Consider the following 16,386-nt stretch of genomic DNA (forward strand, 5'->3'; position numbering starts at 1 on the left):
AGGGTAGGAGGGGAAAGAATGGAAGAGACAAAGTACCAGGAAGTATGGAATCTAGATTCTTTGTTCCAGGGTGGGAGCAATTCCCGATCATTTCAAGCTCATTTGGAAATGTTAAGAATTAGGCTCGCGAAACTTGAAAACGACTTGGGGAATTTCACTCCATCGCAAGCAGAAGACACAAGTGGTCGGATTGTAGAGTTGTTGAATCAAATCGGGAAAGTTCGTGAATATTTATCACAAGCTACATCCTTTGTGACATGTATATTGGCACAGGATTCCAAAGAACAGACTGCCAGTTCACTTCAAAGTGAGTTAGAATCCATAAGCGCGCGTTTTGAATCTGCCACACTAAGTATGAAAAATAATCTGGCAGCTATAGAGGAAGAATCTTGGCAGGAATTCCTCGACAAGGGAAGAGTCAGCAACTACGAATTTATCTTGAAGGAATGGCGACGAAATGGAAAAGCGCGGCTTTCAAAGAAAGAGGAGTCATTATTAACCAATCTGACGGCCGATTGGTATCATTCTTGGGGGGGATTTTATAAGGCTTTGATAAATGATTTGACTGTGCAAGTTTCCATTGATGGAGAACCGAACGAATTGTCAATTGGACAAGCGATAAATCTAAGATCCCATCCCGATGAAGAAGTACGAAAAGAGGCACATGAGGCATTGGAACAAACATGGGCGGAAAAGGAGAATCTATTCGCCAGAATTCTGAACCATATAGCTGGATTTCGCCTGCAAGTATATAAAAAAAGAGGGATCGAGGATGTTCTGGAAGAGCCTTTAAGAGAAAACCAAATTCAACAAGAAACCCTCCATACAATGTGGCGTGCAGTAACTAACAATAAACAGCCTTTTACAGCTTATCTAAACGAAAAAGCCCGCATTCTTGGTAAAAGGAAACTGGAAGATTCTGATTTTTGGGCTCCTATATCAGAAAGCAAGAATAAGGTTTCCTATCAAGAGGCCGTTGATTTTATTATAAAGCACTTAGGAAGATTCGGTCCCGAATTAGAAAATTTTGTACGGGGAGCTTTTGAAAAAGGATGGATAGAAGCGGAAAACCGTCCCAACAAGTCCATTGTGGCTTTTTGTGCGGGCTTCCCGCTCACAGAAGAATCCAGGATATTTATGACCTATGGCGGGACCTTCAAGGATGTTTTGACACTTACCCATGAATTAGGGCATGCATTCCATAATCACGCCATGAAGCAGGTCGACGGGATGAATAAGCAATATCCGATGAGTTTAGCGGAAACAGCCTCGACTTTTGCTGAGATGGTTATTTTTGATGCGGCGATTAAAGCTGCAGATTCAAAAGAAGAGAAGCTTTTTTTGCTAGATGAAAAATTAAAACGGAGTGTCATGAACTTTATGAATATACATTCCCGCTTTCTATTTGAGGGAAAATTCTATCAAGAGCGAAAAAAGGGCACCATTTCAGCTGGCCGTCTAAACGAGTTGATGGAAGAAGCGTTGGATAAAGGGTATCAAGGCTCTCTTGAAGGCGGATCTGCCCATTCGTGGATTTGGACACCGCATTTTTATATTACGAATTCACCATTTTATAATTTTCCCTATACATTCGGTTATTTGTTTTCCCTTGGCCTCTATGCCAACGCAAAGGAAGGCGGGAAGTCGTTTGAGCAGGCTTATCTAGCATTACTGCGTGATTCAGGCAGAATGTCTACTGAACAATTAGCAGCGAAACATCTTGGAGAAGATATTACATCCGAGACTTTTTGGGAAAAAGGGCTGGAAATGTGCAGGAAAGATGTTGAGGAATTTTGCCATTTGTCGGCAATGCTCTTTTAGTCGCAAATAGCAGGGAGAAATAAGGTTGTGGTCTTTTTGGCTGCAAAGGCTATTGTTCTCTCTCTGGTAAAGATAAATGGAGCTCCTGAACCGCATTATTATTTGACTCCTTTAGCAAAGATTTATACTCATAGTCTGCCTGCATGATTCAATCTAGCAAAAGAAAACGAACATCCCAATCGGAATGTTCGTTTGATGGTAGACTGCTTATCTTTTGACCGCATGAACGTAATGCACCGTCTCAAATGCAGACAAATAGTCAGAACGGTTAAGGAAAAATCGCTCCTGGATTTTCTCCGGTGATAAATGTTCATAAATAAGTAATCCTGCATCCTCTAACATTCTCTCCAGTTGGTTAAAAGAGAAACTAGATTTCATTGGTTCCCCGCTTGCTGCTGCCATTTGCACCATATGCTGTACCCTATTCGATATTCCTTTTTCCTCAAAAAGTGTATCGTCTGGGTAATCAAAAACGATCGAACTGCCCGAAGGCACATTGGCAAACAGTTTCTTCAATAAATCGGCATTTTCTTCTTTCGTCAGATAAAAGGACACACCTAAAAGAGTGAAGAATGTTTTTTTGTTGGGAGAAAAACCTGCTTCCACTAGCGGCTGCTCCGTAAATCCCCTGGTGAAATCCATGGGGATAAAAGAAAGATTGGCCGGCACTTCATAGTCCGACTGTGCCATCCGTTCCCTTTTAAATGCTTGTGTTGCTGGGTGATCCACTTCGAATATTTTTAACTGATCTCTTAATTCGGGATGGCGTAAACTAAAGGTATCCATGCCAGCGCCAAGAATGACATACTGCTTCACACCTAATCGGATTTCATGAAGCAATAGACTTTCACAATATGCTGCACGTGCGAGAGGAGTAGGAGAAAGTTGAACTTGTGTAATCCATTTTAATATTTCATCCGGTTGGTCTTGAAACTGTCGGGCTATTTTTTCACTGAAAAAAGGAACCCCGTTGATCATATTTTCCCGGATGTCGGCGAATTCTTTTTGGGTAATCAGGTTCTTTGCAACAAAGTCATCAAAAACCTTTGGCTGGTCGTATTCACTGTGATAAACACGGGCGAAAGTAGAAACAAGAGAAGTTAAACTGGACTTTTCTTTGTTCATTTATTGACCGTCTCCCTTAAACAAAATAAGATTCCCCTGGCCAGGAGAATCTTATTATACATTCAAGTTATATATAAGTAAATTATAGCATAACTAGAATTTTTTGTCAAATGTTTAGTCTGACGTTATTTGTTCCGGAGTTTTTCCACCACCGTTTGAATTGCCTCTTCTTGTCCTCTGCTTTTCTTGTAGATAAAATATACATTTTGAGCAGGAATCGGTTTTTGGGATCCGACGGTAACGGGGACTAGGTCTGTTCTTGAACGTTCCACCATTTCATTCGGCAAAAAACCTACACCCTCCATTTCCTCGATCAGCTTCATTTCCAGCTCACTATGTCCGACTTCTATTAACGGCTTGAACAAGTCACTGCCTAATTCTTGTTTCAACCAGTTTTCAAAATGATAACCCCAGTTCATATAAATCCAAGGCAAGTGGGGGAGTGCTAGCATGTTTTCGAGGTCTGTACCAGCGAAGCGCTTGTGCCCGTATAAACGATAGGTATCATTCAACACATGGATGGAGACGATGTTCGGGCTAACTGGTTTGTTATAGACGAAGCCGGCATCAATTGTGCCATCGAGAACTTTTTCAACGATGATGGGAGAATGATCCGTTTCCAATTTTAAGGAAAAGGCAGGTGATTGGAATTCTTTTACTAGTTGGACAATCGTTCCTCTCCATAGGGAGTAGGTAGCTGCAATTGTGATTGTGCGAAGGGCGGCATTATGATCAGAAACCATTCGCAAGGACTTATCCCATAATTCCATTTGCCTTTGTAAATATGGCAACAGTTCTGTTCCGATTTCTGCTAATTTTATCCCTCTCTTGCTTCTGACGATCAATTGTTTGCCGTAAAAGTTTTCTACTGCTTGTATTCTGGATGTGACGGTAGACTGTGTGATATGTAACAGCTCTGCTGCTTTGGTAAAGCTTTTCACATTGGCCACGGTCAAAAAAGTTTTCAATTGTTCGTAATCCATTGTGCAAGTCGCCCCTCTATCATTGAAGAATTCGATATTTGCTATTGAAAAATTCGTTTTGTCTATTATAGCATGTTGGATTAAAATGGGTGTCAAGAGGATCGGGAGGCGAAAACGATGGAAAATCTTCAAGCGTATATCGAGACGTTTGCCAATGCATGGATGGAAGTGAGAAGAAAACCGAACACCCATCTGGAACGAAAACCACACTTTATCAAAGTGGATTTTGGGGAGGAAGTGGCAGGACGAAGGAAAGAGTTTTTCGTTGTGCGGGATTCTATCAATAAGGGGGATTTTCTGGCGGATCAGGAAGACCATTGGGTAACCGTGATTGGTGACGAAGATCCAGGAGAACTCGTCCATTATGAACAGGTCGTGAAAGAATACTTGATGTACCATTCCTCTATTAAATCCGAGGACTGGAATCTCTTCGAAAATGGAGACAACTCTGTCAAGAGAATTGAAACGAGAACATTGGCCAACAAGCTCAATGCTTATTTTGACAAAGACTTTGCCGACCGGGAGCGGTTAGAGGATTCTTCTGTTGAGTATTATGTCATATATGATAACGGCCAATTGGCGGGACACGGGAGGGTTTCGTTTCTGGAAGGTAGAAATCTCTGTTGCCTGGATAATATTTTTATAGACTCCAAGTATCGCAGAAAAGGTCTGGCAAAAAAGCTTTGTTCCCACTTGCTTGCCAGGGCGGCGGAAAAATCCTGCAGTCGTTGTATCTTGGGAGCTTCTCAACAAGGGATGCCTTTGTATGAAAAACTGGGATTCGCCATTATTTCCCCCATGTATGTCTTTCAACGCAAAACGGAGGAGGAGAAATAGAGTGAAATACCCATTCCCAGAACAGGAGAAAACAGATCGTTTATTGCTTCGGAAGCCAAGGCTGGAAGATGCCGGGGACGTTTTTAAGATAGAAAGTGATCTGGAAACCAATCGCTATAGACCAGCCGGGCCGATGGAGTCCATGGAAGAAGCGGTCGACACCATAAAGGAATGGCGGAATAACTGGTCGACCGATGGTTATGGGTATTGGCTGGTCGTTTTGCCGGAAACAGAAAAAGTAATCGGTATCACCGGAATCAGACGGATTTGCTGGCGAAAAAGGGACGTGTTGAATTTGTACTATCGTTTTTCTCCTAGTGCATGGGGGAAGGGCTATGCGGCAGAAGCGGCCGCTAGTTCGATTGAAATGGCCCGCAATTATCTGCCGGAACTTCCTGTCCTGGCAAGAATCCGTCCGATTAATACACCCTCCCGGAAAGTCGCGCAAAAAAGCGGACTAAAGCGCAGGCCGGATTTGGATACAGCTGGGCATGAGGTTTTTGCTTTGGGATGGGAGAGTTATAACGGAAATGGTTAGAGGATAATGGGATATTGTGAAATGTCATTTTATACAATCACGGTTTATGTTAGTATTGGTTAAATTGTAACTGGATGGTGAGGTTCGTGTTTAAGTCAGATTTTGTAAACTATACAATTCGGATTATCCTTATGTGGGTGACTTACACAATAGTTGTCTCAAGCCAGGAGGGCTTCAGGAATAACACCGTGCTATTAGCCATTGCCACCATTTTGTATCTGTTGCTTTCCTCTATTTATGTGAGAAAAGCGGTAAAAGCGAGAAAAAAAGAAAAGGAATCCTGTTAATTCCGGTAAGAAGAATTCGTTGGCAATGCAAAGCACTTCAAAATAGAAAATAGTGAGGCAATTACATGCGAAACATATTCATACTTGCGTTAGTCTCGTGTACTATCCTGATTGGCGGGTGCGGATCAAAAGAGAGAATGGATTTTTACGAGGAAACGAAAAGCACGGATTTATCAGAAGTGACGATCAACACTTTGACGTTGAATGCAAAAGATACCCAGGTGAAAGAGGCATTGGGGGAGCTAGATTTTACGGAAACAGTCGAGGAGCCTCCATCCACCTACTACATATACGGAGAAGACGAGAAATTTTATGATTTGGATATCAGGCTGGTCGATGGGAAAGCAAAGCGGTATTTTCTGGCGAAAAACATTGATTCGGACCTTGGAGACCTGATTGGTAGGTCTGAACAAGCTGTTCTTCAGGCGTTCGGAGATGATTATTACGAACGGGTGGATACAGGCACAGACGTGATTGGCTATTTTGACAAGCCCAATCAAATAAATATCGAATTCATAGTCAATGAAACGGTCACAGGCATCATTTTATCGGAAATAGAATGAAAGCTTAAGCCCGGGAAAAACAACAGTTTTCCCGGGGCTTATTTAACATAAATAAAATTCTCTTTAATGCTTCAAAGGTTCCTGTTTCATACTCAAGCTAAATCCGACATAGGCAAGTAATGCCAGTAAAATCGAAGTGACCACCGCATGCATTTCGAATGGCTCGGGATAAAAAGACTGGAATAATATATAAGAGATGATGCCGACCAGCATCGAAGCGATTGCCCCGTATTTATTGCCTTTTTCCCAATAAAGCCCCATTACGATCGGCCAGATGAACGCTGCTTCCAATCCGCCGATGGCAAACAGGTTCAGCCAAATGATCAAGTCCGGCGGATTTACCGCCATCAGGAAGACCAGGATGCCAAGCAATGCGGTAATGCCCATGCTCATTCGTTGTACTTTTTTTCTGGACGCTTCCGGTTTTATATAATTGATGTAGACGTCTTTAACGATAGTGGAACTGACAATCAACAAGAGCGAGTCGACCGTTGACATAATCGCCGCCAGTGGTGCAGCCAAGACAACCCCTGCCAGCCAGGGTGGCAGAACTTCCAGGGCGACCAGCGGCATGACTCTGTCGCCAACTTCAATACCCGGCAAAATTGGTCTGGCGAATACTCCGATCAAGTGCATGTTCAGCATGATGACCCCAACGACGATCGTTCCAATCATCAAAGCCAAATGAAACGACCTTGTATTTTTGTAGGACATGGCCCGGACGGCGATCTGCGGCAGGGCGACCACCCCGACCCCAACCAAAATCCAATAAGAGGATACGTAAGGAGCGGTTAACGTTCCATCCGATCCGAATGGGGTAATCAGGTTGGGATTTTCCGCCTGCAAGTCTGCCATGATCTCCGAAATACCGCCTCCTGCGATGATGACAGCTATAAGCAGCACCAGCGTTCCGATAAACATGATGCTTCCCTGGATGGCGTCGGTCAAGGTGACGGCACGGAAACCGCCAAATGTTACATAAATCAACACCGTCACAACAAAAATGAATAAGGCCGATGTATAAGACAAGCCGGTCAAGGATTCAATCAGTCTACCCCCGCCTATCCATTGCGCCGCCATTGCCGAGAATAAAAAGACGACAATACTGACGGCCGATAGAAGGACGACAAGCTTGGATTGATAGCGTTCCTTCAAAAAATCAATCAACGTGGTTGCTTTGTATTTTCTGGTGACAATCGCAAACTTTTTTCCGAGGATCATTAAGGTAAAGTATCCGGTTGCCACCTGTGTGACGGATAATAATACCCAGCCTAATCCTTCATTGTATGCCACACCCGGGCCGCCGATGAAGCTGCTTGCACTTCCGTAGGTTGCCGTCATGGTCATGGCAAGAACAAAACCGCCTAAACTCCGGCTGCCCAAGTAATAATCCTGGACAAACGATTTACTGACTGCTTCTTTTCGGCTTGCCGTCAGCCCGATGAAAAAGATAAGGGCAACGGAACCGAATAACGTAATTGCTGCATCCCAATTCATTGGTCCTTATCCACCTCATCATCAAAGGATACATCCGTGAAAAAGTACTTCACGACAAAAAATACGAGTATCGCCATTACAACGACACCTGCTACACAGCTGTAGAAAAACCATGCTGGTAAGCCAAAAACATATGTATATTCTGAGGGGTCCTTTCCGCCTAACCCATAGGCGAAGGCAAACCACCAGATGAAATTGAATAACACCAAACCAATCCCGATAAGTGCCTCCTTGTTGGCGATTTTAAAGCGTGGATCTTTTTCTGCCGAAGTTTTTTCGTTCAAGGTTCATCCCTCCCCTGTTAGAATTCTTAACTTTCTCTTATTCCTCTATTTTAAAGGTTTAGTACCCTGAAAAGCGAGAAACTTGTTGGTGATTGTTTTACCCTTATAGACCTTAGCGCGATTTTCCTCGTTATTCAACTCTGGGAGCTTGACTTAGAGGAATCCTGGTTTTTCTTGTTGAATAGGAAAGTCAATTGCTGAACAGCTATGTTGAATCGACGCCAAACGAAAAAGACCCTCGCTCTGCCACGCGAAAGTCTTTAAGGAAATGAGAGATAATCCTCTTGATCACATATATAATGATTATTCGAAAAACATATGGAAAGAGGGAATTTATGCTGTGGAACGCATTAATTATTTCATTAATATCCTAGACATTTCCTTGTTTTCATTAAACCCTCTAAAAAGAATCATATACTTTAAATAAAAGGGGTATTTTATGCGTTTATTTTCTACTATTCTTATTTTATTGTTAATCCCTTCAATATTGATTAGTTGTTCATCGAGTCCTGGAAAAAATGAAGGAGGGACTTTAAGTAAGAATCAAGTATTAAAACTAAATCCAGATGCAGACCTTTTTGTACTTGACGGCAAAGTTTATAGTACGGGTATTCGTTGGGTTGAAGAGGAAGAGTTAACAAAAGGTGAACAAATAGGAAAAATATCTGAAGGTATGGCTAGTAAATTACCTATCGGAGCAAAAATATTTGCACCAGAAGAAAGAAGAGATATTTTAATTGTTGAGTATGACGGAAAGGAAAAACGATACCTACTTCAAGTTGGTGAGTAAGATTTCTTCTTTAATAAACGGTGAAATGATTGACCAAGACAAACTTAATTGACAAAACGCTTGGATGCTAAAACCCAAGCGTTTTTGTGTGCTAATTTAACCGCTATTTTATTTATATTATTATTGCTAAGAAAACAATTGTTAATTGGTGTTTTCTCCAGTATGGCTCTTTTTTGTTAGTTTTCAGGAAACCTGACCAATCAAATTATAAACAATACATAAGTAATTGATTTAATTGTTCAATTATATTCTGTATAATTCTGAATGAAATCCCAAAGTTAAGGAAGATCTATTATGAAAAACAAAACCAGACTTATTTTATTGATATCTTTATATTTTTTACTTTGCATATTCGATTATATTTTCACAAACTCATTTAATTGGCTAACGAATATTTTAGAATCTATAGTTGTATTTGCAATTATTATGTTTTTAACCGAACTTGAATCAAAGTGAAATATGATGTAATGATTGGTTTAAAACCTTGTTTTCAAGCCACACTTACCCGCCGACCAATATTTTGGGCAACTAAACCATATACTCCCCTTTAATCGCTGATTTCCCTGTTATCTTCATTAGTGATGTAGTTCCTTTAAGTCATCAATACTGCAATATCAGTCATGAAAGTTGAAAACTAATCCTAATCCTTTTCAAATTAATCTCTCCTTCTAGTATCCTATTTCCTCCAAGAAATGTTCCTTTGCTGTAATATGTAAATAGTGCTCATGTTTTTAACCACAAAAGAGAGTAAGATTGGATTACTCCATTCTGTTATTTTTTCTCCTGTTATTTGTTCCGGATATTACCATGGTTGGTTATCTCTTGAACTCTAGAACGGGTTCTCTTGTTTATAATATCGGACATAGTTTAATATTGCCGGGCATTCTACTTTTTATCGCTTATCTGGGTGGATTGTCTCTCCTGTTGACGGTTGCTTTGATTTGGATTGCCCATATTTACTTAGATCGCTCCCTTGGCTTTGGGCTTAAGTATTCGAAAGGTTTCAAGGTAACACATTTGCAAAAGATTGACTGATAGTTTTGGATGACTGTTTCTCTTGCCATTGACCTTTCCATAAGGGTTGCTAGTCATATTGAACTGGCAAGAAATTTATCTGGCATCTTGCAGGAAAACATGTTAAAAAAGGATAGGAATCAACTTAAACGAGTAATGGCATTTATGGATGTGATAGAATAATAGAATCCGTTATGGAGGGAGGAATAAAAATGCCGAATTCAAAAGCGGAAATCATGGAAACGAAAATTAACCATTTAGATAAAAAAGGGTCTGGCCGTGCGGTTGTCTGGCGGGACACCGGGCAGGAGAACCCTCGGAAATTAAAGTTGATGGTACCCAAGACGCTTCCCGGCGAAAAAGTGCGGGTATCTGTTGAGCATCCGGAAGCGAAGCGGACCAAAGGAGCACTGGCAGAATTATTAGAGGTTCATCCGGAAAGAACGGCAGCACCATGTCCGCACTTTGACAAATGCGGAGGATGTGCTTGGCAGCATTGGCAATATGAAGGGCAGCTAAAGCAAAAGACTGCCCACGTGAAAGATGCCTTGATCTCTCAAGGATTTAATCCGGAATTGGTCCGCGATACCATCGGGATGGACAAGCCTTGGCATTACCGCAACAAAATGGAGTTCACATTTGCCCCGGACGGCTCGATGGGCTTGCACGAGCAAGGAAACTTCCGCAATATCATTCCGCTTGAAACATGCTTGATTGCGGGCGAAGAGATGACGGCAGCTGTCATGGAAGTAGCCGACTGGGCGAAAGAACATGCATTGAGCGGTTACGTAAAGGATGCCCACGAGGGGCTGCTTCGTCATTTGATGGTGAGACAGTCTTTTATAACAGGAGAAATCATGCTCGGATTGTTTGCGACGGAAGGTCCTGACGGTAGTCTGGCAGCTGCTGCCGACCAGTTAAAGAAAAGAATAGAACAAAAATATCCACAGGTGAAAAGCTTGTTATGGCTCGTGAACACCGATTGGGCAGACCGCACCCAGGCGGAAGAAACACACCTGCTGTCCGGCCGGGACTTCATCTATGATGAAATTGGAGGCTATCGCTACCGTCTTTGGTTCGATACCTTTTTCCAGACCAACCCGACCCAGGCACAGAAGCTGATCGACCTTGCATTGGAAATGGGTCAGCCAAAGGAAACAGAAAAAATGTTGGAGCTTTTCTGTGGAGTCGGAACTTTTTCCCTCCCATTCGCAAGCAAAGTCGGAAAACTTGCCGGCATAGAAATCGTAGAAAGTTCGATTGAATCGGCAAAAAGAAATGCGGCTGATAACGGCATCTCCAATACTTATTTTCTTGCGGAGAATGCCAGGATGGGAATCGACCAGGTGCTTGAAGACCTTGGAACTCCGGATATTCTGCTGTTGGATCCTCCTCGTGCAGGTGCGGGCGGAAAAGTGATGCGCAAAATCGGCCGTGCCCAACCACGGCGAGTTATTTATGTATCCTGCAACCCCGAATCTTTTGCTGTGGATGTGAAGGAACTGGAGCAATTTGGGTATTCGTTGAAGGAAGTACAGCCGGTCGATTTATTTCCGCATACGGTGCACGTTGAGTGTGTGGCACAACTCATTTTAAAAGAAGGCAACTAACCCTTAGGTTGTTGCCTTCTTTTAAGTCCTCTTTATTTAAAGATGTGGACATGTTTGGGCAAGAAATTGAATGTATTCAAAAGATTAAATCATTTATTACGGAAGTAAATATTGGTTGTGGAGTTAAGCGGAATAACTTTTTGGAAGAATCAATTAATAGATGCATGAAGGAAAAGGATTATGACAAGTTATTAACCTTATTGAAACACGATCAACTAAATGATTTTTCGCAGTTTAGAGGGATTTTGATTACTATTTCTCAAGTTTAGTAACTAAATACTTAGAAGATGTTCGAAAAAAAATGAAATGCTGATTGAAGTAACAAATAGTAGTTTAATTAAAAAATTTTTTTAATAATCGTATTAGAAAAGAGAACTCGCTAGCTGTCAAGGAAACATTGAGGAATGTATAAGGGAGGAGGAAGAAAAATGAAAGATGAATTAGTAAGTAAATTATAGGGCTGGTGGATGGTGTTATTATGGCATTTCTTGGTTAATGTAGAGCAATAGGATAATAATTAAAAGAAAGGTGCCATAGAAATATAAATGGTATCTTCCTTTATTTAAATAATATCATACCAAAAAGAAAATTCTTAAAAATCAAAAATATAGTTGTCATATAATTAACATTAATGTATAGTTTAGATATACTTAATTCGTTCAATGAAAGAAGTAAGTTAGATAATTGAGGTGATTATATGAAAGCTTTAAGAACTGGAAGCAAGGAACTTATCAAAGAAATTAATAGATTCAAGGTTTTAAATATTATTCGTCACCAGCAACCGGTTAGTAGAGCGGAAATCTCACGGCAATGTGAATTAGGGGTTTCAACGCTTTCTTATATCATGGATGAGTTGAAAGCTCAAAACCTTATTTATGAAGTCGGAGAAGCTTCCTCGACAGGGGGGAGAAAGGCTAAACTTTTAAAGTTCAATGAAAATCATGGGTATATTGTCAGTATCAAAATTGAGGAAGTCCAAATTTTGATAGCACTTACAGATATGGAGGGAGGTATTCTTTTAAAAACGTACGTTCCATTTGAAAAGCACACAACACCTGAGAAAATTGTTTCTTTAATTGAGAGAGAAGTGAAAATGATTTTCTCCGAAAGGAATAAGGATTTATCCAGTCTTTTGGGAATCGGGGTTTTGTCTTCTGGACTTGTGAATCGCCATGAAGGGGAAATCATTCGAGCCTCCATGTTGGGGTGGGAGAATGTTCCTATCACAGAGATGATTAAAGAAAGGTTTCCCACAGTTCCAGTGTTTGTGGATAATAACATTAATGGATATACGTTAGCTGAGCTAGAAAAGGGAGAAGGTCAGAAAGACAATAACTTTTTAGTTGTTTCGATTGGAGCCGGCTTAGGGTTGTCTATTGTTATTGATCGGAAAATCTATTATGGAGCCGTAGGTAGCGCTGGAGAATTCGGGCATACGAATCTCGTCATGGGGGGGTATTCTTGTCACTGCGGGCAAGAAGGATGTCTCGAAATGTACGCTTCAGAGTTCTATTTCGAAAATAGATATAAAGAAAAATCAAAGGAAGATTCAGCGTATGAAGAAGAGGACCATCATTTCTCGGCAGTAGCAAAAGCAGCCGCGGAAGACGATGTGTTCGCTCAGTCCCTCATGAAGGAAATGGGCACACACCTCGGGTATGGACTTAGAAACCTTATCAATACGTTAAACCCTGAGAAGATTATCATTGTCGGGGAGGGTGTGAAATACAAACATCTGTTTGAAAAAGAGGTTCTTGCTATTGCTAACGACAATTTCTTCGAGAAAGTAAGCATTGATACAGATATTGTTTTTTCTCAATTGAAAGACGATTCCTGGTTCACCGGAGGAGCCCTATTAGCAATAAGCCAACTTTTCCAAGAGCCGATTTATGAACAAAAGAAACAAAGTATATAAGCGAAGGAGGTAGGGATGCATGGTAGGAATGACAAGGAAAAAAACATTCATTTGGCTTTGTATCTTTCTTCTACCCAATCTGCTTGGTTTTCTAACATTTATAGGAGCTCCGATTGTTTCTTCGTTGATTATCAGTTTCACAGATTGGGATCTACTTGGAGAGATGCAATTTACGGGTTTTGAAAACTACATACGTTTAGCGCAGGACCCTGATTTTTGGGTTTCCTTTCGAAATACTATTTTCTTTATCCTTGGTTATATCCCACTGGTTTTGATTTTTGGTTTAGCTTGTGCATTGTTATTAAATAAACAAATGAAATTTCGGGCATTTTTCAGGGCTACGTTCTTCTTGCCGGTCATTACAAGTTGGGTAGCGGTTTCCCTTGTATGGAAGTGGCTCTACAACCCGGAATATGGTCTTATAAATTACGCTTTATCGATTATAGGTGTTGATGGTCCACAGTGGCTAAGTGACCCTAACACAGCAATGATAGGTATCATCTTGGCCAGTGCATGGAAAGATATAGGTTTCGTAATGGTATTGTTCCTAGGTGGTTTACAGAACATATCACCCTCTTTTTATGAAGCGGCTTCAATTGATGGCGCAGGAAATGCGAGGAAACTGTGGAACATCACGATTCCACTGCTGGCACCGACAACATTCTTTGTGACAATCATTTCTCTGATTAACTCTTTTCAGGTTTTCGACCAGGTCATGATTATGACAGGTGGAGGACCAGGTGGATCCACAGAAGTAATGGTACAGAATATTTACAACCATGCTTTCCGTTACTTTGAAATGGGCTATGCTTCTGCCATGAGCTGGGTGTTGTTTCTAGTCATTTTCCTCTTCACATGGATTCAAATGAAAGTTCAAGACAGGGAGGTAAATTGATATATGGCTATGGAGAATTCGAGTAAAGCGTTAGTTTATCAGAACATAAAGTCAAAAAAATCAAAGAAACGCCGTCCAATCATTAACAAAATCCTTTTTTATTTATTATTAATTGGAGGCGCTTCCATCATGCTCATTCCTTTTCTCTGGATGGTTTCTACATCTTTGAAACCGGATGGAGCGACAATGGTTTTACCTCCGAAATTTGTGCCAAACGAGCCTACTACTCAAAATTACGAAAGAGTTACGCAACAATTTCCTATGATGCGCTTTTTATGGAACTCTATCGTTGTTGCAGTGCTCACGACCATCGGACAAATGATTTTCAGTTCCATGGCGGCTTATGCTTTTGCACGCATGCAATTCCGAGGAAGAGATAAATTATTCCTTTTGTATCTTGCCACAATGATGGTGCCGACGCAGGTCACGATGATTCCACAGTTCATTTTGATTAAACAGTTTGGCTGGCTGGATTCGTATCCTGGACTAATCATTCCTACCATGTTTGCGGTGTTTGGAACTTTCCTTATGAGGCAAGCGATGTTAGGAATCCCAAGAGAGTTGGAAGAGGCAGCATTCATGGATGGCGCAAATCACTTTCAAGTCTTTTATCGCGTGTGCCTTCCATTGATCAAACCGATGTTGGCCGCTCTGGGAATTTTCACGTTCATGCAATCCTGGAACAACTTCCTGTGGCCATTGATCGTAATCAGTAACCAGGAGTTAGCTACTCTACCGCTAGGTCTGTCCCTGCTCCAGGGGCGTTGGGCTACAGACTGGGGATTGATGATGGCTGGTGTTGTTATTAGTGTACTACCGATTTTAATTGTCTATCTTTTTGCTCAGAAATATTTCATCCAAGGCATGACCATGAGCGGAATGAAAGAATAAATTCAATTTTATTAAAAGGGGAGAGAATGACATGAAAATAATGTGGCTTTTATCTTTGTTTTTCTTGGTTGCTGTTATTAGTTTGGTTGGTTGTTCCTCAGAAGGAGAAAGTGATGGAAGTGGAGAAGGCGGGGACGGCAATGGCACTACGGAAATAACTTATTACAGCTTTTCTGCTGCACCTAACTATGAAGACGTACTGGCTGATATTGTAACGGCCTTTGAGGAAGAGAACCCGAATATCAAAGTAAATACAGAATTAGCTGCTTATGATGATTACTTCACGAAGTTGCAAACGCGACTGGCTGGCGGGAACGCTCCGGATGTATTTGAATTGAACTATGAAAACTTCGTTCAATACGCTTCAAAAGGTACCTTAGCTGACCTTTCCGGATTCATTGAAGAAGACGAGGATTTCGATCCTTCTCAATTGAATCAGGAAGCATTTGAAGCTTACCAATATGAGGGGAAACAGTATGGAATGGTAGAGAGCTTTTCGAACGTTTTAACTTTCTACAACAAAGACTTGTTTGACGAAGCAGGTGTCGATTATCCAACAGCTGACTGGACGTGGGAAGACGAGTTGGCTGCAGCTGAGAAAATCACAAACGAAGAGAATAATGTATGGGGTACTTATGCTCCAGCAACAATGAATGAGTACTTTAAAATTGCTGCACAAAACGGGGGGCAACTCTTCAATGAAAATGGGGAGCCTACTGTAGATACACAAGAAAACTTGGAAGCTATGAATTATATGGTTGATAAAGTGACGGAATCAGGCGTAACTCCATCTCCGGCAGAAATGTCCGGTCAGGCTCCAGCTGATTTATTCATGAATGGACAGCTTGGTATTGTTCACACAGGTATTTGGATGTTTGACGCATTTAAAGACGCATCTTTTGAATGGGATGTAGCTTTGGAAGCAGGAAACACGCAAAAAGCTCACCACTTCTTTGCAAATGGTCTGGCTGTTTCCGCCGATACGGATAAAAAAGAAGCTGCTTATAAATTTGCTCGATTCATGAGTGCCAGTGATCAGGTAGCTGAACTGCGCGTAGAAAATTCCTGGGATCTGCCAGCTGTAAACAACGATGAAGTACTTCAACCTTACCTTGAGCAGACTCCTCCGGAAAATCGTGAAGCTGTATTCAATGCACTGGACACGTTGGTACTTCCGCCAGTAGTGAAGAACTGGAGTCAAATCAATGATGTGACGAACCAGGAATTCGAAAAAGCCTTAAACGGAAGCAAGTCAACGGAAGAAGTCATTAAGACACTACAATCCGAATACGAAAATATTTTGAACTAATTAATTGTATGAAAGGAGAAGGATATA

15 protein-coding genes are annotated in these 16,386 nt (G+C 41.3%); 11 read left to right on the forward strand and 4 right to left on the reverse strand.

What is annotated here, in order from left to right:
• Positions 1–18 precede the first annotated feature (18 nt).
• Positions 19–1,821 carry a M3 family oligoendopeptidase gene (locus tag BLR82_RS14695; protein WP_074600234.1) on the forward strand — a complete coding sequence of 601 codons (1,803 nt, stop codon included), beginning with the start codon at positions 19–21 and terminating at the stop codon, positions 1,819–1,821.
• Between the two features lie 207 nt (positions 1,822–2,028).
• Here BLR82_RS14695 and BLR82_RS14700 read toward each other — a convergent pair whose 3' ends face one another.
• Together BLR82_RS14700 and BLR82_RS14705 are read right to left on the reverse strand one after the other, a co-directional pair.
• Complete coding sequence (locus BLR82_RS14700) at positions 2,029–2,946, reverse strand: class I SAM-dependent methyltransferase (protein WP_074600235.1); 918 nt, start codon at positions 2,944–2,946, stop codon at positions 2,029–2,031.
• A 125-nt stretch (positions 2,947–3,071) separates the two neighbouring features.
• The gene (locus tag BLR82_RS14705) at positions 3,072–3,929 is read right to left on the reverse strand and encodes a LysR family transcriptional regulator (RefSeq protein WP_074600236.1); all 858 of its coding nucleotides are present in this window, start codon (positions 3,927–3,929) and stop codon (positions 3,072–3,074) included.
• Between the two features lie 117 nt (positions 3,930–4,046).
• Between BLR82_RS14705 and BLR82_RS14710 the strand changes: the two genes are divergently transcribed.
• From BLR82_RS14710 to BLR82_RS14720, 3 genes are all read left to right on the forward strand, one after another.
• Complete coding sequence (locus tag BLR82_RS14710; RefSeq protein ID WP_074600237.1) at positions 4,047–4,766, forward strand: GNAT family N-acetyltransferase; 720 nt, start codon at positions 4,047–4,049, stop codon at positions 4,764–4,766.
• Position 4,767: 1 nt separating this feature from the next.
• Positions 4,768–5,304, forward strand: a complete 537-nt coding sequence (locus tag BLR82_RS14715) for a GNAT family N-acetyltransferase (protein ID WP_074600238.1) — start codon at positions 4,768–4,770, stop codon at positions 5,302–5,304.
• 352 nt (positions 5,305–5,656) lie between these two features.
• Entirely contained in the window at positions 5,657–6,154 is a 498-nt protein-coding gene (locus BLR82_RS14720) for a hypothetical protein (protein WP_139186976.1), read from the forward strand.
• A 63-nt stretch (positions 6,155–6,217) separates the two neighbouring features.
• On the opposite strand, the gene panF is transcribed toward BLR82_RS14720, so the two are convergent.
• Both panF and BLR82_RS14730 read right to left on the reverse strand, forming a co-directional pair.
• The gene (gene panF / locus BLR82_RS14725) at positions 6,218–7,651 is read right to left on the reverse strand and encodes a sodium/pantothenate symporter (RefSeq protein ID WP_074600240.1); all 1,434 of its coding nucleotides are present in this window, start codon (positions 7,649–7,651) and stop codon (positions 6,218–6,220) included.
• The gene (locus tag BLR82_RS14730) at positions 7,648–7,935 is read right to left on the reverse strand and encodes a YhdT family protein (RefSeq protein ID WP_074600241.1); all 288 of its coding nucleotides are present in this window, start codon (positions 7,933–7,935) and stop codon (positions 7,648–7,650) included. Before BLR82_RS14730 ends, panF begins: the two co-directional genes overlap by 4 nt.
• 439 nt (positions 7,936–8,374) lie before the next feature.
• On the opposite strand from BLR82_RS14730, the gene BLR82_RS14735 reads away from it, so the two are divergent.
• From BLR82_RS14735 to BLR82_RS14770, 7 genes are all read left to right on the forward strand, one after another.
• Entirely contained in the window at positions 8,375–8,725 is a 351-nt protein-coding gene (locus BLR82_RS14735; RefSeq protein ID WP_074600242.1) for a hypothetical protein, read from the forward strand.
• Between the two features lie 753 nt (positions 8,726–9,478).
• A complete protein-coding gene (locus BLR82_RS14740) occupies positions 9,479–9,760 on the forward strand; it encodes a DUF4260 family protein (RefSeq protein ID WP_074600243.1) in 282 nt (93 codons plus the stop codon).
• A gap of 191 nt (positions 9,761–9,951) precedes the next feature.
• Complete coding sequence (gene rlmD / locus BLR82_RS14745) at positions 9,952–11,349, forward strand: 23S rRNA (uracil(1939)-C(5))-methyltransferase RlmD (protein WP_074600244.1); 1,398 nt, start codon at positions 9,952–9,954, stop codon at positions 11,347–11,349.
• A 697-nt stretch (positions 11,350–12,046) separates the two neighbouring features.
• On the forward strand, positions 12,047–13,264 hold the full coding sequence (locus tag BLR82_RS14755) for an ROK family protein (protein WP_074600246.1): 1,218 nt from the start codon (positions 12,047–12,049) through the stop codon (positions 13,262–13,264).
• 19 nt (positions 13,265–13,283) lie between these two features.
• Positions 13,284–14,159 carry a carbohydrate ABC transporter permease gene (locus BLR82_RS14760; protein WP_074600247.1) on the forward strand — a complete coding sequence of 292 codons (876 nt, stop codon included), beginning with the start codon at positions 13,284–13,286 and terminating at the stop codon, positions 14,157–14,159.
• Positions 14,160–14,204: 45 nt separating this feature from the next.
• Positions 14,205–15,050 carry a carbohydrate ABC transporter permease gene (locus BLR82_RS14765; RefSeq protein ID WP_074600380.1) on the forward strand — a complete coding sequence of 282 codons (846 nt, stop codon included), beginning with the start codon at positions 14,205–14,207 and terminating at the stop codon, positions 15,048–15,050.
• Positions 15,051–15,090: 40 nt separating this feature from the next.
• Positions 15,091–16,359: an ABC transporter substrate-binding protein gene (locus BLR82_RS14770; protein WP_074600381.1), complete on the forward strand. Its 1,269-nt coding sequence runs from the start codon at positions 15,091–15,093 to the stop codon at positions 16,357–16,359.
• Positions 16,360–16,386: the final 27 nt, after the last annotated feature.

Source organism: Sediminibacillus halophilus, assembly GCF_900103695.1.
GTDB classification, from domain to species: Bacteria; Bacillota; Bacilli; order Bacillales; family Amphibacillaceae; genus Sediminibacillus; species Sediminibacillus halophilus.

What these genes read in the sequence shown, in the direction of transcription:
- BLR82_RS14760 (WP_074600247.1), top strand. Translation starts at nt 13,284, where the DNA reads ATGGTAGGAATGACAAGGAAAAAAACATTCATTTGGCTTTGTATCTTT.
- BLR82_RS14710 (WP_074600237.1), top strand. Translation starts at nt 4,047, where the DNA reads ATGGAAAATCTTCAAGCGTATATCGAGACGTTTGCCAATGCATGGATG.
- BLR82_RS14720 (WP_139186976.1), top strand. Translation starts at nt 5,657, where the DNA reads ATGCGAAACATATTCATACTTGCGTTAGTCTCGTGTACTATCCTGATT.
- rlmD (WP_074600244.1), top strand. Translation starts at nt 9,952, where the DNA reads ATGCCGAATTCAAAAGCGGAAATCATGGAAACGAAAATTAACCATTTA.
- BLR82_RS14695 (WP_074600234.1), top strand. Translation starts at nt 19, where the DNA reads ATGGAAGAGACAAAGTACCAGGAAGTATGGAATCTAGATTCTTTGTTC.
- BLR82_RS14735 (WP_074600242.1), top strand. Translation starts at nt 8,375, where the DNA reads ATGCGTTTATTTTCTACTATTCTTATTTTATTGTTAATCCCTTCAATA.
- BLR82_RS14770 (WP_074600381.1), top strand. Translation starts at nt 15,091, where the DNA reads ATGTGGCTTTTATCTTTGTTTTTCTTGGTTGCTGTTATTAGTTTGGTT.
- BLR82_RS14755 (WP_074600246.1), top strand. Translation starts at nt 12,047, where the DNA reads ATGAAAGCTTTAAGAACTGGAAGCAAGGAACTTATCAAAGAAATTAAT.
- BLR82_RS14700 (WP_074600235.1), bottom strand. Translation starts at nt 2,946, where the DNA reads ATGAACAAAGAAAAGTCCAGTTTAACTTCTCTTGTTTCTACTTTCGCC.
- panF (WP_074600240.1), bottom strand. Translation starts at nt 7,651, where the DNA reads ATGAATTGGGATGCAGCAATTACGTTATTCGGTTCCGTTGCCCTTATC.
- BLR82_RS14705 (WP_074600236.1), bottom strand. Translation starts at nt 3,929, where the DNA reads ATGGATTACGAACAATTGAAAACTTTTTTGACCGTGGCCAATGTGAAA.